Below are 25,983 nucleotides of genomic sequence, written 5' to 3'. Positions count from 1 at the left end.
GTGGAAGATTTCGTACCCGTCCACACGCCGCTGGCTTGACAGGGGAAACCCGAGAGATGCAGGAGAATGGTACGCCTGCCAAATAGCTTCTTGATTATGTATAATGGTTGGATATTATCTGATGTAGTAAAATTCGTTGCAACCACGCACCCTAAGGGTCAAAAGAGATGCAGAAGATGCGACGTCTGCCGGATAATCACCTGATTAAGTAATATGGATTATTTACACCACTCAGTCAAAATTTGATTGGGTGGTTTTTATTTGAGACGAATGAGGACGGGGATATATGTTTTTGCAAATTGTGCTTGTGCTAAAAGTAATGAGCCTATTATATTGTGTCGCTATGGCGGTAGTGAACGCAAGGCGTAATCGAATTGCGAACACCATTTATTACTGTACGTTAATGTTGGTTTTAACGAAGGTTTAATTTTATGAATAAAAGCGTATAAGGCAACAGCACGCTTCGGCGTGTTATTTTATTGTCCGAAACGACAATAAACTACGTAACGACCTGGGGCAATTGCAATGGGCCGGGGCGATAGAAGGAGAAAAATGAAGCCTATGAACAATCGTTATGGGTACTGCCAGATATTTTATGCACCGGATGGCATAGATGGTGGAGACGGCGCTGGGGCTGTGAGTGGTAATGGCGGCGGAGAGAATAGCGGTAGTAGCGGAGCCGGATCTGGTGGCAGCGGCACAGAACAGGCCCACACGTTTGATGAATTACTAAAGAGTGGCCACCAGGCAGAATTTGACCGCAGAGTGCAGAAGGCGGTCAACACAGCTCTGACCAGGGCGCAAGAAAAATGGCAGGCGTTGACTGATGACAAACTGTCGGAAGCTGAAAAATTGTCCAAAATGACAAAGGAAGAGAAGACCCAATACTTGTACCAGAAAAAAGAAAAGGAGCTGGCCGAAAAAGAGTCGGCCATTACTCGCCGAGAACTGATGGCGGAGGCAAAAAATACATTGGCGGAAAAGGGGCTTCCGGTCTCTTTGTCCGAAATGCTTAATTATGCTGATGCTGACTCTTGTAATAAGTCTATTGTCACGATGGAAAAGGCCTTTCAGGAGGCAGTGCAGGCAACGGTAGAAGAAAAACTGAAAGGTGGTACGCCACCAAAGAAAGCACCATCAGGCTCAGATGACGACCTTGCAAAACAGGTCGAAAAGCTTATGATGGGAATTTAAGGAAAGGATAGGTAAAAAACATGGCTATTAATACGTTGGCAACCGCGGCGTTATTCCAGACTACGCTTGACAAAGTAGCTATTCAGGAGACAGTCACGGGATGGATGGATGCGAATGCAGGACAGGTGCGATACAACGGCGGCGCAGAGGTGAAAATCCCAAAAGTAAATCTCCAGGGATTAGGAGACTATGACCGGGATAGCGGATACCAGCAGGGCAGCATTACACTCGAGTACGAGACTCGCAAGATGACACAGGATAGAGGTCGTAAGTTTCAACTTGATCCGGTTAGCATCGACGAGAATAATTTCGTAACTACTGCAGCTGCAATGATGGGAGAATTCCAGCGGGTATATGTTGCACCGGAGATCGACGCATATCGGATTTCCAAGATTGCGACCGAAACTATTACCGCAAATAAAGCTGGAATGATTGAATATGGTTATACCCCGGGAGCGACTGGAACCTCGGCCCTTCGCAAGATCAAGGAGGGCATCAAGGCCATCCGCGAACGGTATAATGGACCTCTGGTGATCCACGCCACACCAACTATGATTTTCGAACTGGAAATGGAGCTTGCCGGAAAGATTACAAATATTGCTTTTTCTAAAGGGGGAATTGACACGGCGGTGCCTTCTGTTGATGGAGTACCAATTGTGTCTACGCCTTCCAACCGTATGTATACGGCTATTACCATCTATGACGGCAAAACCACCGGTCAGAAGCAAGGCGGCTACGTGAAAGGGACTACAGCAAAGGACATCAATTTCTTGATTTGTCCCCGGATTACGCCAATTGCAGTTACGAAACAGGATGTTACGCGTATCTTCGACCCGACGATCAACCAAAATGCGAACGCATGGCAATTAGATTACCGGAGATTCCACGATATTTGGGTACTGGACAACAAACTGGATAGCATCTATTTGAATATCAAGGATGCGGCGCCAACGGAATAGGAGGTAGCCGATGCGACTAATAAAAGACAATGTGGAACGGATTGTGGAGGATGAGGCCCAGATTCACAATCTGGAGACAGCCGGATTTAAAGCTTTGAAAGCGGATTTCGAGGCAAAACCCGATCTTGAAAAAATGAAAGTCGATGAGTTGAAAGCCCTGGCGAAGGAAAGGGGTATCGAAGGTACAGCATCCTTAACAAAAACCGAATTGTTGTCGGTGCTAAAGGACGTGGTTTAAGTGACCGAGATTGAAATGTTGAAAAAACTGACGGGAGAGAGCGATGAGGAGTTGCTCTCTCTTTTATTAGATGACGCGGAGGCGTATATCCTGGCCTATACTGGCCGTACCAGGTTGCCGGAGCCGCTGAATAGAACCAGACGTGAGCTGGCGGTAATTGCCTTGAATCGTATGGGAACAGAAGGCGAATCGGCCCGGAGTGAAGGCGGCGAGTCATATAACTTTGACACCGCTCCAAAATCTGTTTATGCCACGCTGAACCGGTATCGATTGGCTAGGGTAGGAGGGCACTTGCATGAGGCTAAAGCGAAGCAGGATCAAACAATACTATCTCAAGACTGCAATCCCCCAAAAGGATGACGAAGGAAACTCCTATGTTGAGTATGGGATGCCGCAACCGTTCGGCGCGGAAGTATGGCCCGCTGAGGGGAAGTTGCAAGCAGAGAGATATGGGCAGCGTTTATCTTATATCCGGAACTGTCGAATTGATGGGAAATACGAAGTAATAGCCGATGCGGCCGGTAATGTAACATATCAATTTGACGGGGTGACGCTCCGAGAGGGCGACGGAGTGTGTCTTTGCGTTCCGGCAGAGGCGTCTCCCGATTACAAAATAATTGCAATATATCCATACGATACCCTGCGTTTTGAAATGGAGAAGTTATGAGTATAGAAATCCAGGGAGTGCAATGGTTGCTCCGGAAATATGGTCAGCTCGGGCAGATGGTAGTTAGTGAGAATATGGGAGTTGCGGTCGGCAATGCAATTAAGCGCGTGCAGGCTGAAGCAAAGCTGGGATGTTCAGTAAATCACGGAGAGTTGCGCAACTCAATCCTGACGTCCGTGTCCCAGGTGTCAGATGGGTATGTCGGGTCGTGCTACACAAACAAAAAGCATGGGGTGTATGTTGAATTCGGAACTGGGCCCAGAGGTGAGTCGGATCATAACGGTATCTCCCCCAACGTGGCTCCGGCTTATACTCAAGAGCCTTGGTGGATACATGAGAGCCAGATTGACCGTGCTGACGCTGAGAGGTATAAATGGTTTTATATTGACACACCCGAGGGTAGATTTTATAAAATTGAGGGACAGCCTGCCCAGCCTTTTATGTATCCGGCCCTGAAAAATAACGAAAACAAAGCCAAAAAGGACATAGCCTCTTTTTTGTTGAAAAGGCTTAAGGAGATTGCGAATGATCAACGTTAAAGATCAAGTTTATGCGGCACTGTGCCAGGTGTCAGATAACGTTACCGACTGTTACCCGAAAGACTGGGAGCATGATCTTGCCATCCAGTATATGGAGGAGGAAAACAATGTCGCGGAGTATACCGACATGCAGGAGCAGAAAGCATACTGCCGGTACCGCGTTGATATCTGGCACAGGAAAAGCACTTCGGCCGCTGCGGTTGCGGTTGACGCTGCAATCGCAGCACTCGGCCTAAAACGGACTCAGTGCATGGATGTTGATGACCCGAGTGGGCGAAAACATAAAACTATGCGCTATGAGATGATAATTGATGTTAAGACCCAAGAGGTTTTCCATCCTTATTAGAAAGGAGCAACTACATGTTAGCTAATGGTGCAAAACTAGGATATAAGAAGACTGGCGGTTCCGCCTATACTGACTTACCTGGACTGAAAGAAATCCCAGACATTGGCATCGAGCCGGAAAAAGTGCAGAATACTTGCTTGACGGACAAAAATCAGAAGTACGAAAACGGAATCGGCGATGCAGGCGAAATGACGTATAAATTTAAATACGAAAATACAAGCGAAGACAGCCCATACCGTTTGATGCGCAAGGCGCAAGAGGATGGAGAGATTTTGTCATTTCAGGAAACCTTAAAAGATGGAACAACAACCACTTTTGACGCGCAAGTATCAGTCAAACGGACTGGAGGCGGGGTAAATGGAGTTATTGATTTTAACCTGACAATGGCGGTACAGTCCGATATTGTGGTGACAGACCCCACTGCTTAATAGGAGGTAAAAAATGGAATTTGGAATTGACGAGGTCCAGGAAGAAGAGCGGCAGGAAGATATTATCGACATCAAAAAGGCGAAGAAAGCGTTTGCATATTGGAGCGTCGGAGACAAAGAGCATAAGTTAAAGCTTACAACTGAGCAGACTTGCCGCCTAGAAGAGAAGTTTAAGGGAAACTTGATGAATTTACTTATGGGGGGCAATATTCCAGCTCTTGGCGTTATGCTGACTGTAATTCAGATGGCAATGTCACCGTGGGAACACAGTATCAAATACAGAGATGTACAGAGAATGTTTGACCAATATGTTGCCGAGGGCGGAACGCATCTCACTTTGATGGTAGATGTCATTATCCCTTTGATGAGTGTAAGCGGTTTTTTTACCGAGAACCAGAAGGAAGAAATGGAAGAGCGCGTCGAGGAGATGAAAGAAACTATGTAACGATCTCCGAACTAATATATGATCTTTATGAGCGGGCCCTTGGATTTGGTATTAACCCAGGGGCCTTTTGGCGTATGTCAATCGGAGAGGTACAGGATGTAATGTGGAGCCGGAGTCAGGCCCGGCGCCGGGAAGCAAAAGAACGTATTATGACGTGTTTTGAACTGGCAGCCTTGATTGGAACCCATATATCGCGTCTTTTTGATGACAAAAATCAAGTTACGATTCCTACTCCGTGGGACGTATATCCTGACCTCTTCGCCGATGAGAAGGCCGTCTATGAAGAACAGCAGCAGTCGGAACAAGCGCTTGCAGAGTTGAAGAGCCGCCGTAAAGAATATGCGGCATGGTACAACAAGAATAGGAAAAGCACCGAGTTAGGAGGTGAGGCTCATGGGTGATAGTGGTGGCATGACTCTAGAGCGTTTACGCGTGGTGATTGAGGCATACACTAAGCCGTACCGGGAAGAAGTCGAGAAATTAAAAACTCAGACCCAAAATGCTACGGAACAGGTGGAAAAACACACGGATAGAATGGCAAAATCATTCGGAAAAGTCCGGAAAGCCGTGAAGTTGGCTCTCTCCGTTCTTGGAATCGGTGCAATTATTGCTTTTGGTAAGTCCTGTATCCAACTTGGTTCTGATTTGACCGAGGTCCAAAATGTGGTTGATGTCGCATTCGGGGAAATGACCACCCAAGTAAATGCCTTTGCTCAAAATGCTATATCCCAGTTTGGTTTATCGGAAACCACGGCAAAAAAATATATGGGTACATATGGTGCAATGGCAAAGGCGTTTGGGCTGAACACACAGCAAGCATATGATATGTCGGCTGCTATTACCGGGCTGACTGGGGATGTGGCGTCATTTTATAATTTGTCTACGGACGAGGCATACACAAAGCTCAAGAGCATTTTTACAGGTGAGACAGAAAGCCTAAAAGATTTAGGCGTTGTTATGACGCAAACGGCGTTGGATCAGTACGCACTTAATAACGGCTTCGGGAAGACAACAGCAAAGATGACGGAGCAAGAAAAGGTAATGCTTCGGTATCAGTTTGTGATGTCGCAACTCTCACTGGCTCAAGGAGACTTTGCCAGGACATCGGACAACTGGGCCAATCAAACGCGTGTCCTGAAGTTACGATTTGACCAGCTCAAGGCCTCGATAGGGCAAGGGCTTATAAATGCACTCACGCCGGTTCTTAAGGTCATCAACGGCTTAATAGAGCGCTTACAGGTGGCTGCGGAAGTCTTTCGTCAGTTTACGGTTGCATTGTTCGGCGATGCGACTGGTGGAGGTGTGGGAAGTGCAATAGCATCCGGAACCGAATCAGCGGCAGGAAGTACGGCTGATATGGCTGACAACTTAACTGAGTCGGCAAAACAGACCAAAAAAATTGAGAATGCCCTGATGGGATTTGATAGAATTAACAAACTTCCCGAGACGGTGGCTGCTGATACGACAACGGCCGGAACATCTTCGCCAGTTACAGGTACTCTTGGGAATAACGGTCTGCTTGGCAGTATGCCTGAAAAGCTGGAAGCAGTCTCGGCAGCGGCAGAAAAAGCGGCTAAAAAGGTCAAGGCATTTTTGGAAGGCGTTAAGCTGACTGCGCAGCCAGCTATTGACGCAATACGTCGATTTGGAGAAGCCTTGGCACCGGTTAAAGATTTCGTGGCTACTGGGGTTAAGGATTTTTACGAGCACCTGCTTGTACCTATTGGTGTCTGGGTACTGGGGGAGGGACTTCCGAGATTTTTTGAAGTTTTGAGTAGAATTGCCTATGGGATAGATTGGACCAGCCTTAACACCTCACTCCGTAATGTTTGGGACCGTATCGCTCCTTTTGCTACTAATGTGGGAGAGGGATTATTATGGTTCTTGGAGAATGTATTAGAGCCGTTGGCAATTTGGACGATTGATGATCTGCTTACAAGCTTTCTGGATTTAATGGGGGCCCTCATTGGCGTCTTAGATGAGGCCATCAAGGCAGCAAAGCCTGCCATCAAGTGGTTTTGGGATAATTTTTTGTATCCTATTGCCGAGTGGACTGGCGGAGTCATTATTAGTGTTCTGGATTGGTTGACTGAGCGATTAGAGGCATTTTCTCAATGGGCGGCGAACAACAAAGAAGCTGTGGAGACGATGGCAGAGGTTATAATCGATCTTCTAGCTGGGATCGTAATGTACTATACAGCAAAGAAGATCTGTACAATGTTGTCAAATCTGGTAACCTGGTTTGGCAATTTGGGCGGCATCCTTGCCAGCGCAGGCGGGCAAGCACTGATTGCAAATATCGGTTTTGTAGCTGTAGCATCAGGCATTCTTGCGATTGCCCAAAACTGGAATAATATGACCGGGATTGAGCGAATAGCTTCGGTGCTTGGTATTTTAACGGCAGCAGCGCTGACAGCAGCAATTGCATTCGGCGCATTTCAGTCTGCGCTTACTTTAGGCGCGGCAGTGGCAGGAATTGCGATCGGCATTGGCGGAGTAGTCGCTGCGGTGTACAGCGCAAAGCAGAGGGCCGATAACATGACCCAGCAACTTAATAATACTTATGGATCATCTCGCGGCGGTGGCCGTTACATGAGGCAGTATGCTTCTGGCGGATTCCCGGATGCGGGAGAGGTATTTATTGCCCGTGAAAACGGGCCTGAGATGGTTGGAAAGATCAATGGCCGGTCTGCGGTTGCCAACAACGCTCAGATTATATCTGGTATCAAACAAGGCGTCTATGAGGCTGTAAAGGCAGCTCAAGGACCCGGTGCAACGCCGATGATAAATGTTTATGCTGGCGGAAAGCAGATCACGGATGTGGTCATTGAGGATGTGAATAACCGTACCCGATCAACGGGAGTTTGCCCGATCACGGTGTAGGAGGTGGCAATGCTAAAATTTAACGGAAATACGGTGCCGGAACCCGCACTTGGAGGGTTAGAAATTAAGAAAGAAAAAATCTGGTCTAAAAATGCGAATCGAACTACTAACGGGGACTTTGTGGGAGATATTGTCTCAATCAAATATACTCTTAGTATTAACTGGCCCCCACTCAGCCGCCAGCAAGTGGCCGAAATAGATGCTTATTTATGCTTGCCGGAGATCAGTGTTTACTTTCTCGATCCAGGATCCAACTTATACGTTACCAAAAAATTTTACTCGGCGACTCCTTCCTACCCCATCTACTCTCTTGTGGATGGGGTAAAAACTTATCAGGGAGTGTCTGTTGAGCTGATTCAAATTTAGGAGGGTTACGATGCTAATTAAAAACAGTCAACTTGTAAATTTTTTAAATGGCGTGGGCGGTATGCAGGAAAAGAAGTTGCCAATTAAGGTAGCACACGCTATTGCGCTCAACCTGAAAAATATGGAAGCCGCAGCGATTGCTTACGAGGAAGAGCGAAAAAAGCTTGCCAGCTCGTATCAGCCAGGAGACGGGGATGAGGAACTCCAAGAGCTCTTGTCCATTGAGACAGAGATTCCGGTCCAGACTATCAAGTTTTCCGACTTGGAAAAGTGTGATTCTGATAAGTTTGACGCATTGTCTGTCCAAGACATGGTGCTTCTGGATTTTATGACAGAAAAATAAGGAGGCGGCTGCATGTATCAGTCCACAAATGCATTCGGGGAGCTGGTGCGGCAGCGGTCCCGGACCTTTAAGGCAAAATTGGTGGTTGACGGAAACACCGAGATCACAGATGGAATAAAGAACATAACTTTAAATGGCGGCTCCAATGGCAAAGACACTTTTGTTATTGGCTCTGCTGTTTCGCAGTATGTTACAGTAACGCTTAATCGGCCGGTAGTGGCAATAGAAAATCATGAGCTTGAGTATCTAGTTGGATTAGAAGTGAATGGGTCAACAGAATGGATTCCTTTTGGATTTTATACGGTTGGCAAGGTGAAGACGGATGAAAACGAAACATCCTTTACAGCTTATGACCGGATGTTAAAAACGGAGAGAGCTTATTTCTCAAATCTTCCGGAGGAAACCACTACAACAAATATACTTTCTGAGATAGGGACGTTTCTAGAGATTCAAATACTGACTTCGGATTTGCCTTCTTTGCCGATGAAACGTCCGGATGGTTATACTTGCCGGGAGGTCTTGGCTTACGTGGCTCAGATGTACGGTGGTTTTTCTGTTTGCGATCGGTCTGGGTGCATTATAATTCAAACATATACTGATAGCAATTATCAGGTACAAAGTTCCCGATATTGGGACTCTTTTCAGCATAATGATTTCCCCTATACGCTGGAAAAAATAACTTGTTATACCGGTAAAGACACAAACGGAAATGACATCTCTATTTCGGTCGGATCCGGGGTTCGAGAGATGACCGTGTCAAACCCATTCATGCAACAGCCGGATTTGGAACGCATATGGCAGTCACTAAATGGGTACACCTTTATGCCCGGGAGCCTGAAATTTTTGGGTGACCCACGAATTGACCCGTGGGATATTTTGACTGTTATTGGAACGGATGGAAATACCTACAAGGTCCCGGCTATGAAACTTGTACAGGATTTTGACGGTGGCCTGACGACTGAAATCGAAGCGGTTGGATGGACTGAGAGTGAGGCAGAGGACGGATTTTCTGGTCCACTGACACAAATATATGAGAGGTATGCCACTCAGCTGGCGCTTATCAATCATGCCGTTATCAATAAATTAGACGTAGATGTAGCAAAGATTACATATGCCCAGATCACAGACCTTGAGGCCACAAACACGAAAATCGAAAATCTCGATGCAGTATATGCGAAAATTGGAGACCTGAATGCCGCTAATGCCAACATCGGAACCCTGAATGCAGCATACGCCAACATAGAAAATTTGTTGTCGGGCAATGCGGGGGTTGGAGATTTGGTCAATATCCACCTGACTACGCAAAACGCGGTTATCGATAGTGCCCTTATTAAAAACCTCGTATCCGAGAATATCTCCGTGAATGATTTGAAAGCGGGCATTATTTATACAGATAAGATGCAAATATGGTCCGATACTGCTGGCGGAATGAAATTGATTGGCCCAACATTACAATGGACAGATAAAAATGAGATTGTAAGAATGCAGGCAGGACTGGATGCTCAAGGAAATTTTGATTATTATATATGCGATGCCGCAGGGGCTATAATGTGGAACGCTTTAGGCTTAACGTCTGATGCTATTAAATCACCGATTATCGTCAATGATATGGTAGCTGACAATGCAAATATCAGCGCCGGGAAACTTGATATAAACTCTCTAGAATCTGTGATTAACGCTGGTGATCTCCATATCCAGAGTAGTGTGGTAAAGCTTGACACGTCCGGACAGACGTTGGATGCCGCACTGAGCCAGATCCATGAGGAGATCAATGGGATTGTATCCGATGATGGAACTTATCTGTTGCAGACGTGGGTAGAGGGTAACCACGATGATCAGGGGGAGACGGCCACTATTCACGCAAAGGTATATGTAAAGAATATAGACGTAACCGAAACAATTCCGTCAGGGCGATTTCTTTGGAGCCGAAATTCTGAATATGTTGACGAAGATAAAAGATGGAATGCTCGACAGGTAACAGGATATTCGCTTTTTTTGTCTGGTGATGACGTGACTATGTTGGCAGATTTCCAATGTTTATTGACGATACCAGAGGAATATAGCTTGGAGTCCCTGGCTGGTGACACTTTAACCGACACGAATGAAAACGAAATAGTGTCTTTGTATGTATAAACGGAGGAACTATAATGGCAACAAAGAAAATCAAAGAGTTAAATGCTGCAACTACTGCGAACGATACGGATGTTATGATTATCGAAAATGCTGTAGAGACACAGTATATCTCTTTTGCAAATCTTTCTAGCGCGATAAAATCTAATATCAATGGCGCTGTGACAACCATATTGGATTCTGACCTGACCGCGGAAAAAGCCTTGGTAAGCAATGCAGCCGGAAAAATCGGCGTGTCCACCGTGACTTCTGCGGAACTTGATTATCTCAGCGGGGCGACCGCCAATTTGCAGGGGCAGCTGAACCAGCTTACCGAAACGCTGGATAACGTTTCTGGATCTGGGGTTTACGCCTCAGACAGTACAGAGGCCCCGCCAATTGATATCGCGCTTAATGCGGATACGCTAGGAGGGCAGGGACCAAGTTATTATGCAAAGCAGAGTGGGCTAAACATGCAATCAGCAGACGGGACGCATTGTACAGTGTATTACAATGACGCAATTGTCCTCATCAGCTTTACGGCCTCTGGCCTAACGATTGGAGGGACTACAGATACAACAACCTTTGCATTGCCGCAGGGGTATAGCCTGTCGGGGAGCAATTATGTGACCACGTGCGCATTGTCGAGCAGCTGGTGGCCTACTGCAAACAATGTATACATAACTGTATCAGGGAGCTCTGTCAGTATGCGGGCTGTGCAGTCAGCGACTGGGGCAGTGGTTGTGTGCAGTATGATTGTCCCCAGGAGTCGTTTGACAATATCTTAAGGAGGATAAATATGCCAACAGCAGGAAGAAAAGCAACCTTGAATGATGCAGACGGGGCGATCTACCCGATTACGTTAACAGCGTGCGTCGTAGATGCGAACGGGAAGAGCGCGGAGGAAAGGCTCGCGCAGGTGGAAAGTGACTTAAATAAACAGAATAAAAAACTATGGGAAGGGACTCCAATCAGTAGCGGACAAATCCTTTGCAATACAACCGGATATACGGTGTATGATTTTTATTGCACAGACGGACTGATGTTGCGCGGCGTAAAAATTTTGGATACCACTAATGGCAAGCACTACGCCGTCTTGGGTGGGAGTGGCGGCGCTTATAACGGGAGTGCTTATGTCCCTGCCGTCTGGTATGGGTTGATTGATATCTACGATACTCATTTTTATTTGCATGATGTGACGATGTATACCATCCAGGACGGACAGTTGTACAGTGGCCACCAGATATCGGCGGTCTATGGAGTATGGTAAAAACGCGAACAGAAGGCCCCACACCTCTCTACGATGTGTCCAAGGGGGCCACATTTTATAATATTTGAAAGGGGCAAAAGGCTTATGTCGGTAAAACTGTCCTCGAGAGTTACTGTCTATGACCGGTACGCCATATCAAAAAAATTTACAGCTCAGCAGACCGCAATCAATATGGCCCAAGGGAGTATTGATTTAATAGCATCCCGATCTGAAATAGGGCTCCTTAAAAATGGGAATAAAACAATGTATTCTTGGTTGTCCCAGGTGGCTCTCGATCTTGATTCTATTACTCTGGCGGTATCATCATCTAAATATAAGGATATTGATGGAGTTCTTACGGCGATATCACAGGCGCAGGCATCTATCATTATTAACACAGAGAATATCGCTCTAAAAGTATCCAAAGACAGCATTGTTTCGTCCATTAACCAAAGTGCAGAAGCTATTTCGATCAATGCCAATAAAATAAATTTGAACGGCATTGTTACTGCAAATAACGGATTTAAGATTTTGACTGATGGAAGTATGGTTGCGGCCGCCGGAGAGATTGGTGGATGGAATATTAGTAAAGCGGCTATATATAAAGATGTGACAATCAGTGACGGGACTACATACAGGGCATATTTCCAACCGCCACAAATAGACCTACCAGAACGGACGTGGGTTCTGTCATGCCAAAAAAAAGTAAGCGGGGGGAACCGGTATATTGGAAACTTTATTCTGTACTCTGATGGGAGCGCTCAATTCGGGGCGGGGAATTTAAAAATTGATGCGAATGGAGTTTTCACGGCAAGCTCTTCGTACCTTGACAATGTGACGTTGACAGGATCTTTAGCTTCGCTTGCCAACACGTATCCGCCAGGGCTGGAAAATACAAGTTGCATGATGTACGGGGGAGTGCTCAGGATAGAAGGCGGACGGATTTATTTTGGCGCGTATTCCGACAATTGGTGGAATACGTTGCCTTATATCGGCTATTATGGCAATAGTAAACGGCTTAAAGTCTCAGACGGTTTACACGTTGAGGGTTATCTAAGCTGCACAGACCTTACGTGTACTGGGGCAAAAAGTAGAGTAGTTAATACTCCGGATTATGGATGGGTAAGGCAAAGTGCTTATGAGACCGCGGAACCGCTTTTTGGAGACCTTGGACACGGAATAATTGCCGCAGACGGAAAATGTACAATCCCGATTGAACCTAAATTTTGCCAAACGGTTAGCACAGAATATGGATATTACGTTTTCCTTGAAAAATACGGACCAGGCAATTTGTGGATTGAAACAAAAGGGCTTTCGGGTTTTGTTGTCTGCGGCGATCCAGGTATGGAATTTGATTGGGAAGTTAAGGCACACCAAAAAGGGTATGAAAAACATCGATTGGAGAGCGCTGATATAGGTACGAGTGCATGAGGTAGTCAACGTAGAAATACGGGCGAGACCCAGATTGTGGGGTCGACAGAGGGGCCAGAAATGGCCTTTTTATTATTGCTTTTTTGGGTGACGGATAAGGAAAGGGGCAGGGGTATGTCAGAATGGGAAGTAGTCGGGGTGATTGTTGCATTATTGGGTTTGATTGCCGCCATTGCGGGGCCGCTGATCAAGCTGAATACATCAATAACCACCCTTACAGTAACGCTAAAGGGTCTAAATGAGGATATCAGCGATTTGACCATCAAAAACACGAAGTCTCACCAGAGACTGTGGGACCATAATGAAGAGCAGGATAAGAAATTAAACGACCACGAAATGAGGCTTACCATCGTGGAGAAGGAGGTAAATCATGAATAAGGGAAACATGAAACAGTGGGTAAAAGCGGCAGGTGTGAGAGCGATCAAGACGGTGGCACAGGCAGCTATCGCCATGATTGGTACGGCGGCGGTAATGAGTGAGGTTGACTGGGGGATGGTAGTCTCGGCAGCGGCGTTGTCTGGGGTATTGTCTTTGCTGACGAGCGTCGCAGGACTGCCGGAGATTAAGGAGAGTTAATATGTGCGAGTCTTATAAGGTGATTCAGGTGGCAAAATCTCAGATCGGTTACTTGGAAAAGTCTAGTAATAGCCAGTTGGATGATTTTACGGCGAATGCTGGCCGGGCGAATTACACAAAGTATGCTAGGGATTATAAGGGGTTTGCCGGGGAGGATTACCAGGGACAAGCCTGGTGTGATATGTTTGTGGACTGGTGTTTTGTGAAAGCTTATGGGGTGAACAAAGCACGGGACTTGCTGGGGGGATTTGATGCTTATACGCCGGCATCTGCACAGTATTTTAAATCTAGGGGACAATGGTATACGAGCGGCCCACAGCCGGGGGACGTGGTGTTTTTTGAAAACAGCCGGCGCATCAACCATACCGGCATTGTGACAGAGGTTAAAGACGGACGAGTCTATACGGTAGAGGGCAATACATCCAGTGGCGGCGATGTAGTACGCAATGGCGGTGGTGTGTGGCCGAAGAGTTACGCATTGTATAACAGCAAGATCGCTGGATATGGCCGCCCAGCATATGCGCAGCAATCTGATCAGGACTATGTAACCGGTCTTTATCATGATCTGCTGGGCCGGGAGCCGGATGCTGCGGGCTTTGCCTGCTGGGTGGATGCTTTGCAGGGCGGGGCTAGCCGGGATAATGTGAGACAGGCATTTTTGCAATCGGAAGAGTATCAAAGTAAGCGTCAGGCGGCAGAGGATACCCCGGTCATGGCGTATCAGAGATGGCTTAATACATATCTTGGCGGATATCTAAAGGAGCCCTTGGAGATTGACGGGAAATGCGGGGCTAAGACCAAAAAAGCGGCGGTGATGGCCGTGCAGCTGTATCTGAACAAAAACTGTGGCTCCAGACTTGCGGTGGACGGCAGTTTTGGGACAAAAACAAAGACGGCTTATGAGACTGTTTGCAGAGGCCGTAAAGGGGATAACGTCCGCGTCGTACAGGGATTGCTGTATGGCCACGGGTATGACCCTGCTGGGTTTGACGGGAGCTGTGGCGCTGGATGTGAAAAGGCGATCAAACAGTATCAGGCAGATACAGACAGGCTTGTGGTTGATGGGCGTTGCGGTAAGGCAACGTTTGCGGAGTTGGTAAGATAACGTCTGGGATTACAGACGGTAAAAGCCCCTGGGACGTTAATCCTGGGGGCTTGTTTTATTTCTGCACGTATGGATTTATTTTTTTTCAATCCACGCCCCCTCCACGGGGGCGACGGGTATTACGCCGCAAACTGTTAGCAATACTTTATTTCAATCCACGCCCCCTCCACGGGGGCGACCTGTCGAACACCTCGTGCGCAAAGGTCGACATTATAGACCGGATAGCGCATACGCACTATCTATACTATACCGCAAAAACAAGCAGATGTAAATAGTTTATTTGGGTATCCGGATGGGATTGTTTGTCAATGGCCTCCCAACGTGGCTACCTTGACGCTTAAGCAGGCTTTGCACTCTGTTGTAGGTATCGACGGTTACTATGGGCGGGTGATTGCCCTTGTACAGTTGGCCCTTATACAAATTGTATCCCGCATAGATCGGGCGCGTAAGTATTACGGATACAGTGTAGGCGGTAGGAGACTTGCCGCGTTTGCCGCGATATCCGCGGGCCTGGCAGAGAGCGGCTACCTCAGATAGACTCTTGGTTGTGAGGTAGGTGGCGTATACGTAGCGCACATACTCAGCCTCATGCGGGTTGATCTTAAAGCTGTCTTTGCCGTCCAGATCATACCCAAGCACCTCTCCGCATGTCCTTTTGCCGTGCGCCGCCCGCGTGTCCATTGCCGCTCGAACACGCTCGCCGGTGAGCTCCCGCTCCAACTGGGCAAATACCCCGACAATGCCGATCATTGCCCGTCCGATCGGGCTGGTAGTGTCAAAAGGCTCTGTATAGGACGCAAGGGCGACGTGATGGGCATCTAATATCTGCATTACGTTGTAGAGATCAGCGACGCTGCGGGTAAAACGACTCAAGGCCCAAAATACCACGACATCAAATTTGCCGGACTTGGCATCGGTAATCAGCCGGCGCATGTCGGGGCGGTGGTCAATGTCCTTGCCACTAATCCCGCGGTCTGCGTAGAGATCGACAATCTCATATCCCTTATCATGGCAGTATTTGCGGAGACTGGCCTCCTGGGCCTCCAGGGAGTACCCCTCCCTAGCTTGGTCAAGGGTACTCACCCGGATATAGATCGCCGCCCGTTGGGGCCGTGTCACTTTGCATCCTCCTTTGGGACTGGGCCGATCACGCGGCAGCGGATATACTCTACTGGCGAGCCGCCGATCAGGCAAGGGACACAGCTCTCATAGGAGCTGCTGCCAGCCACATCATATGCGCGGATATCGTCGCCGCGAAAATAAGCAGCTTGTCCACGCATAGTCTTGCCAAGGCTAAAATCGTCAGGTATCTCAACATAATAAGCTTCTGACTCGATACGCGCCCACTGATTTGTAACTTGGACGGCACTCCATCTCCATCCACCAAAAAGACGATCGGGGTCAAAATACTTGTACATAATAACTGTTTGCATAATAAATCCTCCTTGTTTTCGGGAGGGCGGATGTGATATAATATATCCGCCCTGGTTGGTTGGGCAACGGTCCGTGTTTGGTTGGTCGCCTTACGGGCCGTTTTTTATCTGCCAATGTACTCCGTGTTTGCCGCGTCGATGTCGTCCCACTTGCCTACGACGTACTCATTAGTTACCAGATCAACGTATCCAGCCTTGTAGGAGCCTTTAAAACGTCCGTTGGCAGTGTAGCAGTTGATAGCAAGGTAAGCTCTTTTTGCGGTGCCTTTTTCCCAGATCTTAGAGGCTACCTGGCGATCTATGCCGGCGTTAATGTGGTAATCGTTGTAGGCCATGTTTTCCAGGTTTGCTTTCAGGACTTCTACCAGATCTTCCATTTTTTCTTTCGCTTCCTTCCATGCTTTTTTGAGTGCGGCGCTGATGGTCAGACCGAATCTCTTGACCAGTTCCCAGGCTCTCTTCATGATGTTGGATAAGTTGTATTTTTTCTGCATTTTGTGTTCCTCCTTGATTTGTTGATATAAGTATATCATTGGTTACCAATAAAGTCAAGCGTTTTTTTGAAATTTTAAAAATATTTTCTTGAATTTTGGTAACCAATATATTATGATATGAGTAACAAAAAAGAGGAGGCAAAAATGGTAGAAAGAAATATTATCATAGCAAAAGCTGGAGGAACTGCGGGAAAGAACTCCGTCAATTATAAGATTAGTCTTCCGGCGGAAATGGTAAAAGAGCTAGGTGTTACTCCGGAAGATAAGAGCGTTTTGGTTTATCTGGCTGATGGGAAAATAATTATAGAAAAGAAGAAAAAAGGTATTGACATTGGTAACCAATGATGATATAATTGTATTATCAGATGAGGGCAAGCAAATCTGAAATACAAGAAAGGCGGTAAGCATGGAAGAGATGGGAATGACAGATAATCAGTGGAAGGACAACTTAAGAACTCAACTAGAAAACTGGGAAGAGGTCGAAGAGCTGTTGGACAGCGGAAAGACCGAAGATGCCAAGAAAAAGATCGAGAAGATCAAGGCAAGAATTAAAAAAGGCTTAGAAGACTAAGCCGGGAAAACGACAGAGGAGGGCGGGCTTGCCACCGCTCCCCCATCTGGTAATAAGATAGCATATAATAAGGTAGATTTCAAGACTCTCCGGTTGGGGAGTCTTTTGATTTGAGCGGCCGATATAATGTAGCGCCCCCTTTGCGGTATCGGAAGACAAACTCCTTTGTACGTAACCGCCGCAAAAATGATGCTACTGCCTTTTTGCTCCAACACCGTCCGCCAGCACTAAGTATCTCTATGATCTCGCGTATTGTAAGATCGTGATCGGCGGCCCATATGATATCCATTATGATACGTTCGCAAGCTGTTAGTCTCATGGGATATAGTATATAATATAGCCGCAGAGATTAAAGCTGGGAATTGCTGGAAATAATTTTGTATTACCTTTATCTTAACTAGCATACAGGAAATTGGCCTGGCAAAACCGTAGCCAACGCGCAGGGGTACTGCCGCCACCGGGAGCGCGGTTATGTCTTAGTGGATATTCCTGGATGCTATTCCCTTCTAGCTCATTCGGCGGAGGAAGAAGTCGCGAGAGATTTTCTTTGTTTTGGCAAGCCGGACGCGGTCGTGGTGGTCTGCGACGCTACCTGCCTGGAACGGAACTTGAACCTGGTGATTCAAGTGTTGGAAGCCGTACCCCGCACGGTGGTCTGCGTTAATTTGATGGACGAAGCGGAGAAGAAAAAGTTAAGCCTTGACCTGGAACAATTGTCAAAACGGCTTCAGGTACCCGTAATCGGCGCGGCAGCCCGCAGCGGCCGGGGGCTTTCCCAGCTGATGGATGCCGTGGAAACTGTTTGCGGTTATCAGGAGGCAGAACCCCTTCGCGTAGAGTACCCAGAATACTTAGAACGAGCCATTGAAACCTTGATGCCTGTCATTCAGGAAATCTGTCCGGATTGGCCAAATCCCAGGTGGCTTTGCGCGCGCCTCTTGGATGCGGATGAAGGCTTACTGACAGCCTTATCCCAGAGTATTGGCGTGGATTTGATGCAAGAAGATTCTCTGGTAGATTGCCTGGCGCAAATAAAAGGGGATTTGGAGCAGGCAGAAATCGGGGAACGGCAGAGAAAAGATGATGTGGCCGCTTCCTTTGTGAGAAAAGCAGAGGAAGTCTGCGAAGGAATCGTCCACTGTGCGACTTCTTCTTATAATAAAAGAGATCGGAAGCTGGATGCCCTGTTCACCAGCCGCGCCACCGGATTTCCCATCATGCTTTTGCTGTTATGCGGGGTCTTTTGGCTGACGATCACGGGGGCCAATGTTCCGTCGGAGCTTCTATCGAAGGGATTGTTTTGGATTGAGGATCGTTTGCTGGAACTGGCGGCGGGAAGCATTCTCCCCGTATGGCTGACAGATCTATTGATTTGCGGCGTATACCGGGTGGTGGCCTGGATTGTCTCCGTGATGCTGCCGCCAATGGCTATTTTCTTCCCGCTTTTTACTTTACTGGAGGATTTCGGATATCTCCCAAGGGTTGCCTTTAATCTGGACAAATGCTTCCAAAAATGCTGTGCCTGCGGGAAACAAGCGCTGACCATGTGTATGGGTTTTGGCTGCAATGCGGCGGGGATTGTCGGCTGCCGGATTATCGACTCTCCGCGGGAACGCCTGATTGCGATGCTGACCAATGCCTTTGTGCCGTGTAATGGGCGGTTTCCCGGACTGATTGCCGTGTTGACCATGTTCTTTCTCGGTGGAGCCAGTGGTCTTGGCGCCTCCGTGCTGTCGTCGGTTTTACTTGCTTTGGTAATTGTGCTGGGCGTATTCATGACGTTTCTTTCCTCACGCATTTTATCTCGAACCATACTGAAAGGCGTTCCTTCCTCTTTTACTTTGGAATTGCCGCCCTATCGGAGGCCCCAAATCGGAAAGGTCATTGTCCGCTCCATTTTTGACCGTACCTTGTTTGTATTGGGCCGTGCGTTGATGGTAGCGGCTCCGGCCGGCGTTTTAATTTGGGTGATGGCAAATGTGTCGGTCGGAGGCGAGAGTTTGTTGGCCTGGTGTTCGGGGTTCCTGGATCCCTTTGCTCGCCTGCTCGGCATGGATGGAGTGATCTTGATGGCGTTTATTTTGGGATTCCCGGCCAATGAAATCGTGATTCCCATCATGATTATGGCATATATGGCCCAGGGAACGTTGGTCGACATCAGCGACTTAGGGTTGCTGCGGGATTTGTTTATCTCCCACGGATGGACCTGGGTGACCGCGGTCAGCGTGATGCTTTTTTATCTGATGCACTGGCCTTGTTCCACTACTTGTCTGACGGTCCGAAAGGAGAGCGGAAGCTGGAAATGGACCGCGGCGGCTTTTCTTGTACCGACGGTGGCGGGAATCACTGTTTGCTTCCTTTTTCACAGCGTTGTATGGATATTGGGGCTGGCGTAAAGGAAGCCCGTTTGAGATAGTCAGATGAGACTTTGGGAAAATTCGTGGAATTTTTTGGATTTTTCTAAGGTCTTGTCTGATTTTGTTGTTTTGGCCGTGAAACAGCTTGCTTTTGGACAGATGGCAGGAGTATAATGGATTCGCTATACATTCTGCTTACCAGCCATATGCGGCGGTACAGCGGATGGTTTGCCAGGAAAAGGCATGGGAGACGGGAGGGCGTGTGATGGAGTTAAGTTATCTGCTGATGGAACAGATCGTTTCCATGGCTTTGATGGTGATCATGGGATTTACTTTAGTGAAAGTAAAAGCGCTTCGCTCCGAACAGAGCAACGTGCTGTCAGCGGTTACGATTTATCTGATTTGCCCCTGCATGATTGTCAGCGCCTTTCAGATTGAATACAGTGAAGACAAGCTAAGGGGCCTAGTGATTGCGCTTGTGGCAGCCACCATTGGCCAGTTGGCGATTATCCTTTTGGGACATCTGCTCCGGCGTCCGTTAAAGCTGTCCGCAGTCGAGTGCGGTTCTATCATCTATTCGAATGGGGGAAATCTCATTATTCCCTTGGTCAGTTCCCTCCTGGGAAAAGAATTTGTCTTTTATACCTGCGCCTTTATTGCATCTCAAAATGTGCTTATCTGGACGCATGGAATGTGGCTGATGGGAGGCAAAGACAGCAGAGGATGGAAAAAGATTGTCAAGAACCCGAACATTATCGCAATCTGTATTGGAGTAATTTTATTTCTGGCCAGAATTCCATTGCCAACGGTCCTGGCTTCCACGGTGGACCGAGTAGGGGCGTCCCTTGGCCCGATCTGTATGTTTTTGATCGGAATGCTGACGGCGGGGACGGATTTAAAGGAAGTATTCCACCGGGGAAAAAATTATCTGATCTGCGCGCTTCGGCTTTTGATCTGTCCGTTGATTTTTATTTTGGGTGTACGGATTTCTGGGATTACAGCCGGCGATGAAACAATAAAAAGTGTGTTATTGGTAACAAACCTTGCGATTAGCGCCCCGGTGGCAGTGGCGGTAACTCAGGTGGCCAATTTGTATGGAAGTTTCAGTGATGCGAAGATCGCTAGTTCCATTAATGTGATGTCGGTTGTTTTCTGTATTATAACGATGCCGGCTATGACAGCCCTGTTTCAGCTGATCTGCTAGGGAGAAAAATCGTGGATCGAGTGGTGGAATATAGAATAGATCAAAAAGACGCCGGAAAATCGGTAGGGCAGGCGCTTTCTAGCTGTCTGGAACTTTCCGGACGGCAGATTCGCCGCTTAAAATTCCAGCCGGATGGGATTTTGCTCAATGGCAAGCGAACGAGGACCAATGCTTTGGTACAAGCAGGAGACCGTCTGACAGTCGTGATTCGAGAAGAGCGGGGCTGCGATCTGATCCCAGTAGACGGCGATGTGGCGGTGATCTATGAAGATCTTGACCTAGTTGTGGTCAATAAGCCTTCCGGCCTGGTGGTGCACCCTTCTCCCGGACATTATTCGGACTCTCTGCTGAACTGGCTGGCAGGGATGGGGTTTCATGGCCTGCACTTGTCAGGACGGCTGGACCGGGACACGTCCGGTCTGGTGGTCTTAGCAAAGAACGGAACGACGATTTCCCGGCTGGCCCGCCAAAAGGAGGACGGGAGGTTTCAAAAACGCTATCTAGCTCTCGTGTCCGGTCATCTGTTCCCTAAAAATGGCCGTATACAAACGCCGCTGGGAAAGGCGTCGGGCGGCGGTATGAGGATGCAGGTGGCGGAGGATGGAAAAGCGGCCTCCACCTGGTATGATGTGGTGCAGGAGTATGAGACATATTCCCTGGTGTCTTTCAAACTGGATACGGGGCGGACTCACCAAATCCGTGTCCATATGGCGTCGATGGGGCATCCGCTGCTGGGAGACCCTCTTTATGGAACGCCGGATGTTCGTCTGGGACGGGCTGCCCTTCACGCGGCGGAGATTTGGATGGAACAGCCGTTTTCTTCAGCGCCATTGCATTGGAAGGTTTCCTTGCCTGCGGATATGCAGGCGTTTATGAGGAACTGAGGAGAGCTTATCTGCTTTGTTCTAGCTAACGGTATTCTTTTCTTTGAAAAATGGGTGACATTTCTTAAAAATGTGGTATTATGGTAACTGAGCAGCGCAAGCTGTAATTTGGGAGATACATAGAAGGAGACTAGTACGTATGGCAATTCAAGTAGGCATTAATGGATTTGGACGAATCGGCCGAGTGATTTTCCGGATCCTGGCGGAAAGAAGCGAGGAATTTGACCTTCGCGGCATCAATCTGCGGAAAGCCGACATTCCGCACATGGTGTACATGGCCAAATATGATTCGATTTTCGGCCGTTTCCAGGGAACTCTGGAAGCCGCGGAGGATGGAATCATTGTAAATGGGAAAAAGATTCCGGTATTCAGCGAGACGGATCCGACGCAGATTCCCTGGAAAGCATGCGGAGCGGAATATATTATCGAATCCACCGGCGCTTTTAATACGGTGGAGAAGTCTTCCGCACACTTGGAAGCCGGCGCGAAAAAAGTGGTGATTACCGCTCCGTCGAAAGACAAAGTGATGCCCACCTTTGTGATGGGTGTAAACCATACGGAGTATAAGCCGGAATATAACATCGTATCCAACGCGTCCTGTACGACCAACTGCCTGGCTCCGCTGGCAAAGATCATCCATGATAATTTTGGTATCGAAGAAGGTTTGATGTCCACGATTCATTCCTGTACGGCGAAACAAAAGGCAGTGGATGCCCGTGCCGGCCGTGACTGGAGAACGGGCCGTTCTGTATTTGATAATATTATTCCGTCCACGACAGGCGCGGCGAAAGCCTGCGGCCTGGTGATTCCTTCCCTGGCAGGTAAGCTGACCGGCATGTCCTTCCGGGTTCCGACCAACGACGTATCGGTGGTAGATCTGACAGCGCGCCTTGAGACTGCTACGACTTATGAGGAAATCTGCCAGAAGGTTCGGGAGGCTTCCGAGACATACATGAAGGGCATTGTGACCTATATTCACGACGAGGTGGTTTCCTCGGATATGTTGGGAGAGGTTCATACCTGTATTCTGGACGAGACCGCAGGTATCATGCTGAACGATCATTTTGTGAAGCTGATTGCCTGGTATGACAATGAATGGGGTTACAGCCATAAGGTGTTGGATTTGGTAGCGCATATCGCAGGTGTCTGTGGAGATCGGTAAAGGAAAAGGGCTGGCTTTCGGTCGGCGCTTATTAAGAATAATTGGTTTTGAAAACGGCGCAGCCTTATAGGCTGTGCCGTTTTTCGTTGCCAGCTTCTATAGTAGAAACCCCTCATATGCTGCATTTTCCATGGCTATGGATTGACATCTTTTTTGTTTTAAGCTATAGTGAAAACCAAGTTCCGCTTCCTGACAGCAAGGGAAGGGAGAAGTCATAGGAGGAAGGTTATGGAGAAGAAAACGATAAAAGCAGCTCTGCTTGGCGCGGGAACGGTCGGCGGAGGCGTTTATAAATTGGCAAAAAGCCTGGAAGAAGAAATGGTAGCAAAAGCCGGAGCCGCCCTTTCGATTTGTAGGATTCTGGTTCGCGATACCAAAAAGGAACGTCCAGGAGTTCCCAGGGAACTTCTGACAGATAACTGGAAAGAGATTGTGGAAGATCCGGAAATCCAGCTGGTGGTCGAGCTGATGGGAGGCATCGAGCCTGCCCGGACCTATATTTTGGAGGCATTGAACGCAGGAAAGCAGGTGGTAACGGCAAACAAGGACCTGTTAGCGGAGCGTGGCCGGGAGTTGATGGAAGCCGCCGCGGCAAATTCCTGCGATTTGCAGTTTGAAGCCTCTGTCGCCGGCGCAATTCCGATTATCCGGCCTTTGAAGCAGTCCTTGGCGGGAAATCACCTGACGGAAGTGATGGGGATTGTCAATGGTACGACCAATTATATTTTAAGCAAGATGTCCGACGAAGGCATGGATTATGGCGAAGCCCTGGCAAAGGCCACAGAACTTGGCTATGCGGAGGCGGATCCGACCGCGGACGTGGAAGGCTACGATGCGGCGAGAAAGATTGCGATCATGGCCTGTTTGGCTTTTAATTCCCGCGTAACCTTCTCCCAGGTTTATACGGAGGGAATTACAAAGATCACAGCAAAGGATATCCGCTATGCTCATGAGTTTGGCTATGAAATTAAATTGTTAGGCGTAGCACGCAATGAGGACGACGGTATCGAGGTGAAGGTGCATCCGATGCTGATTCCGGCGGAGCATCCCCTGGCCACGGTGAAGGACTCCTTTAACGCGGTATTTGTCCATGGAGACGCTGTGGACGACGCTATGTTTATGGGGCGCGGCGCCGGAGAGATGCCGACGGCCAGCGCGGTGATGGGCGATATGATCGATGAGATTCGAAATCTGGTCCATGGATGCAGCGGAAGAGTGGGGTGCAGCTGTTATAAACAGTTGGCGGTAAAAAATATTGAGGAGACTGTCAGCCGGTTTTTCTTACGGATCCGGGCGGCGAACCGTCCGGGCGTTTTGGCGGGAATCGCCAGCGTTCTGGGGAATAATGGGGTTGGAATCGCGCAGGTGGTGCAAAAAAGCAAGAGCCGTCAGGCAGAGACAGCCGAGTTGGTCATCATCACGGATCAGGTCCGGGAATCTGGTTTCCATGATGCTTTGACCGTATTAAAAAGCCTTTCGACGGTACACGAAATTTCCAGTTGTATCCGCGTATATTGATAGACGGCCTTGTCAACGAAAGGCGTCGTGTGGTATACTTTACCATGAAAGCACCGGACGGCGGCCATGAATCATCATGCAAGCATGATGATTCATGGGCATCGGACGGGCAAGCCAGAGAGCCAAGGAGCCTGATAAGGCGGAATGCGAATACGGCGGCAGCTGTGGGAGTGCGAAGCACGGAGCAGCTGGCTTTCATAGATGGGGAAAGCAAGCCGGAGAGCCAAGAAGCCTGATAAGGCGGAATGCTTTTTTTGCGCCGATACCTATTTTGGGAGAGTGAAAAGAACAGGAGGAAATCGAAATGGTTGTTTCAGCAGCAGAAATGTTACAAAAAGCGAGAGAAGGCAAGTATGCAGTCGCTCAGATCAATATTAACAATTTGGAGTGGGCAAAATCCGTACTGCAGGTGGTAGAGGAGTTAGAGTCCCCGATCATCCTGGGCGTGTCGGAAGGCGCAGGGAAATATATGGCCGGATATAAAACTATTGTCGGCATGGTGAATGGGATGTTAGAAGAATTAAATATCCATGTACCGGTTGCCCTGCATCTTGATCACGGCAGCTATGAACACTGCTATAAATGTATCGACGCGGGTTTTCGCTCGGTGATGTTTGACGGCTCTAAGTATCCGATTGAAGAAAACATTGCAAAGACAAAGGAATTGGTGGCGGTTTGCCATTCCAAAGGGATCTCCCTGGAAGCGGAAGTCGGCGCGATCGGTGGTGAGGAAGACGGCGTCGTCGGCATGGGCGAGTGCGCGGATCCGAAGGAATGCAAGATGATCGCGGATCTGGGGATTGATTTCCTGGCTGCCGGTATCGGAAACATTCACGGAAAATATCCGGAAAATTGGCCGGGACTGCGTTTTGATATTCTGGAAAATATTAAGAAGGAAGTCGGCGATATGCCTTTGGTGCTCCATGGCGGCACCGGCATTCCGGCAGATATGATTCAAAAAGCGATCGCCCTTGGCGTGGCGAAGATCAATGTGAATACGGAGTGTCAGCTGGTCTTTGCCGAGGCGACCAGAAAGTACATTGAGGCTGGAAAGGATTTGGAAGGCAAGGGCTTTGATCCGAGAAAGCTTCTGGCACCTGGCACAGCGGCGATCAAGGAGAAAGTAAAAGAGAAACTGACCTTGTTCGGCTCCGTGGGAAAAGCAAAATAAATCAGAGATTTGTCTCTGGCAAATCAACAGATGGAAATTTCAATTGGATAGATGATCGAGAATACTGCCGCAGCAGAAACTTGTCTGCGGCAGTATTTTATTTCATAGGGAAATTCCGCCCCAATTTCCTATGAAATGAAATACGCTCCGCTAAGGATGCACAGGGTCTGCCCCAACGAAGCGGGGGTGCGAGCACGAAAGCAAGATGCTGCCGATGGCGGCCGTGTTCGGCACGAGAATTTCGCAGAGCGAAATTTTTTTGTTAGGGACAGAAAAGGTTGCTTTTAAGAAAGAATTATGATAAAATTGT

31 protein-coding genes and 1 pseudogene are annotated in these 25,983 nt (G+C 48.1%); 28 read left to right on the top strand and 4 right to left on the bottom strand.

Going from position 1 to position 25,983, the window contains the following annotated elements; translation table 11 throughout:
- The first annotated feature begins 561 nt into the window (after nucleotides 1-561).
- From ACCC71_RS13665 to ACCC71_RS13575, 19 genes are all read left to right on the top strand, one after another.
- Complete coding sequence (locus ACCC71_RS13665; RefSeq protein ID WP_434310175.1) at nucleotides 562-1,194, top strand: DUF4355 domain-containing protein; 633 nt, start codon at nucleotides 562-564, stop codon at nucleotides 1,192-1,194.
- Between the two features lie 20 nt (nucleotides 1,195-1,214).
- On the top strand, nucleotides 1,215-2,153 hold the full coding sequence (locus ACCC71_RS13660) for a hypothetical protein (protein ID WP_434310174.1): 939 nt from the start codon (nucleotides 1,215-1,217) through the stop codon (nucleotides 2,151-2,153).
- A gap of 10 nt (nucleotides 2,154-2,163) precedes the next feature.
- Entirely contained in the window at nucleotides 2,164-2,391 is a 228-nt protein-coding gene (locus ACCC71_RS13655) for a Rho termination factor N-terminal domain-containing protein (RefSeq protein WP_434310173.1), read from the top strand.
- Entirely contained in the window at nucleotides 2,392-2,751 is a 360-nt protein-coding gene (locus tag ACCC71_RS13650; protein WP_434310172.1) for a phage head-tail connector protein, read from the top strand.
- 303 nt (nucleotides 2,752-3,054) lie between these two features.
- Entirely contained in the window at nucleotides 3,055-3,597 is a 543-nt protein-coding gene (locus ACCC71_RS13645) for an HK97-gp10 family putative phage morphogenesis protein (RefSeq protein ID WP_434310171.1), read from the top strand.
- Nucleotides 3,584-3,943: a hypothetical protein gene (locus ACCC71_RS13640; RefSeq protein WP_434310170.1), complete on the top strand. Its 360-nt coding sequence runs from the start codon at nucleotides 3,584-3,586 to the stop codon at nucleotides 3,941-3,943. The genes ACCC71_RS13645 and ACCC71_RS13640 overlap by 14 nt, the downstream gene beginning before the upstream one ends.
- Before the next feature lie 14 nt (nucleotides 3,944-3,957).
- Complete coding sequence (locus ACCC71_RS13635; protein ID WP_434310169.1) at nucleotides 3,958-4,371, top strand: phage tail tube protein; 414 nt, start codon at nucleotides 3,958-3,960, stop codon at nucleotides 4,369-4,371.
- Between the two features lie 13 nt (nucleotides 4,372-4,384).
- A complete protein-coding gene (locus tag ACCC71_RS13630; protein ID WP_434310168.1) occupies nucleotides 4,385-4,816 on the top strand; it encodes a DUF6096 family protein in 432 nt (143 codons plus the stop codon).
- 74 nt (nucleotides 4,817-4,890) lie between these two features.
- A complete protein-coding gene (locus ACCC71_RS13625) occupies nucleotides 4,891-5,217 on the top strand; it encodes a hypothetical protein (protein ID WP_434310167.1) in 327 nt (108 codons plus the stop codon).
- Nucleotides 5,210-7,699, top strand: a complete 2,490-nt coding sequence (locus tag ACCC71_RS13620) for a hypothetical protein (protein ID WP_434310166.1) — start codon at nucleotides 5,210-5,212, stop codon at nucleotides 7,697-7,699. The genes ACCC71_RS13625 and ACCC71_RS13620 overlap by 8 nt, the downstream gene beginning before the upstream one ends.
- A gap of 9 nt (nucleotides 7,700-7,708) precedes the next feature.
- Nucleotides 7,709-8,065, top strand: coding sequence for a DUF6711 family protein (locus ACCC71_RS13615; protein WP_434310165.1), 357 nt, complete (start codon nucleotides 7,709-7,711; stop codon nucleotides 8,063-8,065).
- 10 nt (nucleotides 8,066-8,075) lie between these two features.
- Nucleotides 8,076-8,408 (top strand): hypothetical protein, encoded by a 333-nt coding sequence (locus ACCC71_RS13610; RefSeq protein WP_434310164.1) that lies wholly within the window; start codon nucleotides 8,076-8,078, stop codon nucleotides 8,406-8,408.
- Between the two features lie 12 nt (nucleotides 8,409-8,420).
- Nucleotides 8,421-10,541 carry a hypothetical protein gene (locus tag ACCC71_RS13605; protein WP_434310163.1) on the top strand — a complete coding sequence of 707 codons (2,121 nt, stop codon included), beginning with the start codon at nucleotides 8,421-8,423 and terminating at the stop codon, nucleotides 10,539-10,541.
- A gap of 14 nt (nucleotides 10,542-10,555) precedes the next feature.
- A complete protein-coding gene (locus ACCC71_RS13600; RefSeq protein WP_434310162.1) occupies nucleotides 10,556-11,305 on the top strand; it encodes a hypothetical protein in 750 nt (249 codons plus the stop codon).
- 11 nt (nucleotides 11,306-11,316) lie between these two features.
- A complete protein-coding gene (locus ACCC71_RS13595; protein ID WP_434310161.1) occupies nucleotides 11,317-11,787 on the top strand; it encodes a hypothetical protein in 471 nt (156 codons plus the stop codon).
- A gap of 84 nt (nucleotides 11,788-11,871) precedes the next feature.
- Nucleotides 11,872-13,197, top strand: a complete 1,326-nt coding sequence (locus ACCC71_RS13590; protein ID WP_434310160.1) for a hypothetical protein — start codon at nucleotides 11,872-11,874, stop codon at nucleotides 13,195-13,197.
- A 114-nt stretch (nucleotides 13,198-13,311) separates the two neighbouring features.
- Nucleotides 13,312-13,575, top strand: a complete 264-nt coding sequence (locus ACCC71_RS13585; protein ID WP_434310159.1) for a hypothetical protein — start codon at nucleotides 13,312-13,314, stop codon at nucleotides 13,573-13,575.
- On the top strand, nucleotides 13,568-13,774 hold the full coding sequence (locus tag ACCC71_RS13580) for a holin (RefSeq protein WP_434310158.1): 207 nt from the start codon (nucleotides 13,568-13,570) through the stop codon (nucleotides 13,772-13,774). The genes ACCC71_RS13585 and ACCC71_RS13580 overlap by 8 nt, the downstream gene beginning before the upstream one ends.
- Nucleotide 13,775: 1 nt before the next feature.
- A complete protein-coding gene (locus ACCC71_RS13575; protein ID WP_434310157.1) occupies nucleotides 13,776-14,879 on the top strand; it encodes a peptidoglycan-binding protein in 1,104 nt (367 codons plus the stop codon).
- A gap of 276 nt (nucleotides 14,880-15,155) precedes the next feature.
- Here ACCC71_RS13575 and ACCC71_RS13570 read toward each other — a convergent pair whose 3' ends face one another.
- The 3 genes from ACCC71_RS13570 to ACCC71_RS13560 all read right to left on the bottom strand — a co-directional run bounded on the left by ACCC71_RS13570 (nucleotide 15,156) and on the right by ACCC71_RS13560 (nucleotide 16,806).
- Complete coding sequence (locus ACCC71_RS13570; RefSeq protein WP_434310156.1) at nucleotides 15,156-15,998, bottom strand: recombinase family protein; 843 nt, start codon at nucleotides 15,996-15,998, stop codon at nucleotides 15,156-15,158.
- Complete coding sequence (locus ACCC71_RS13565) at nucleotides 15,995-16,312, bottom strand: hypothetical protein (protein ID WP_434310155.1); 318 nt, start codon at nucleotides 16,310-16,312, stop codon at nucleotides 15,995-15,997. The genes ACCC71_RS13570 and ACCC71_RS13565 overlap by 4 nt, the downstream gene beginning before the upstream one ends.
- Nucleotides 16,313-16,416: 104 nt before the next feature.
- Nucleotides 16,417-16,806 (bottom strand): hypothetical protein, encoded by a 390-nt coding sequence (locus tag ACCC71_RS13560; protein WP_434310154.1) that lies wholly within the window; start codon nucleotides 16,804-16,806, stop codon nucleotides 16,417-16,419.
- A gap of 144 nt (nucleotides 16,807-16,950) precedes the next feature.
- Between ACCC71_RS13560 and ACCC71_RS13555 the strand changes: the two genes are divergently transcribed.
- Both ACCC71_RS13555 and ACCC71_RS13550 read left to right on the top strand, forming a co-directional pair.
- Nucleotides 16,951-17,151: an AbrB/MazE/SpoVT family DNA-binding domain-containing protein gene (locus ACCC71_RS13555; protein ID WP_434310153.1), complete on the top strand. Its 201-nt coding sequence runs from the start codon at nucleotides 16,951-16,953 to the stop codon at nucleotides 17,149-17,151.
- A 61-nt stretch (nucleotides 17,152-17,212) separates the two neighbouring features.
- Nucleotides 17,213-17,377, top strand: coding sequence for a hypothetical protein (locus ACCC71_RS13550; RefSeq protein WP_434310152.1), 165 nt, complete (start codon nucleotides 17,213-17,215; stop codon nucleotides 17,375-17,377).
- A gap of 79 nt (nucleotides 17,378-17,456) precedes the next feature.
- On the opposite strand, the gene ACCC71_RS13545 is transcribed toward ACCC71_RS13550, so the two are convergent.
- Nucleotides 17,457-17,696, bottom strand: coding sequence for a BlaI/MecI/CopY family transcriptional regulator (locus ACCC71_RS13545; protein ID WP_434310151.1), 240 nt, complete (start codon nucleotides 17,694-17,696; stop codon nucleotides 17,457-17,459).
- A gap of 82 nt (nucleotides 17,697-17,778) precedes the next feature.
- On the opposite strand from ACCC71_RS13545, the pseudogene feoB reads away from it, so the two are divergent.
- The 7 genes and pseudogenes from feoB to fba form a co-directional block, all read left to right on the top strand.
- Nucleotides 17,779-19,773, top strand: a pseudogene (gene feoB / locus ACCC71_RS13540) (ferrous iron transport protein B); the annotation flags it as partial.
- Between the two features lie 226 nt (nucleotides 19,774-19,999).
- Complete coding sequence (locus ACCC71_RS13535; protein ID WP_434310150.1) at nucleotides 20,000-20,938, top strand: AEC family transporter; 939 nt, start codon at nucleotides 20,000-20,002, stop codon at nucleotides 20,936-20,938.
- Nucleotides 20,939-20,949: 11 nt separating this feature from the next.
- Nucleotides 20,950-21,822, top strand: a complete 873-nt coding sequence (locus tag ACCC71_RS13530) for an RluA family pseudouridine synthase (RefSeq protein ID WP_434310149.1) — start codon at nucleotides 20,950-20,952, stop codon at nucleotides 21,820-21,822.
- 139 nt (nucleotides 21,823-21,961) lie between these two features.
- The gene (gap, locus tag ACCC71_RS13525) at nucleotides 21,962-22,984 is read left to right on the top strand and encodes a type I glyceraldehyde-3-phosphate dehydrogenase (RefSeq protein ID WP_434310148.1); all 1,023 of its coding nucleotides are present in this window, start codon (nucleotides 21,962-21,964) and stop codon (nucleotides 22,982-22,984) included.
- Between the two features lie 228 nt (nucleotides 22,985-23,212).
- The gene (locus ACCC71_RS13520) at nucleotides 23,213-24,502 is read left to right on the top strand and encodes a homoserine dehydrogenase (RefSeq protein WP_434310147.1); all 1,290 of its coding nucleotides are present in this window, start codon (nucleotides 23,213-23,215) and stop codon (nucleotides 24,500-24,502) included.
- Between the two features lie 29 nt (nucleotides 24,503-24,531).
- On the top strand, nucleotides 24,532-24,738 hold the full coding sequence (locus ACCC71_RS13515) for a hypothetical protein (RefSeq protein WP_434310146.1): 207 nt from the start codon (nucleotides 24,532-24,534) through the stop codon (nucleotides 24,736-24,738).
- Nucleotides 24,739-24,806: 68 nt separating this feature from the next.
- Nucleotides 24,807-25,673 carry a class II fructose-1,6-bisphosphate aldolase gene (gene fba, locus ACCC71_RS13510; protein WP_434310145.1) on the top strand — a complete coding sequence of 289 codons (867 nt, stop codon included), beginning with the start codon at nucleotides 24,807-24,809 and terminating at the stop codon, nucleotides 25,671-25,673.
- The last annotated feature ends 310 nt before the right edge of the window (nucleotides 25,674-25,983 follow it).

It is taken from the genome of Hominifimenecus sp. rT4P-3 (assembly GCF_051055405.1).
Taxonomy (GTDB): Bacteria; Bacillota; Clostridia; order Lachnospirales; family Lachnospiraceae; genus Pseudolachnospira.
Note: the sequence above shows the minus strand (reverse complement) of the source record. Positions and strands in the feature narration are given on the sequence as shown.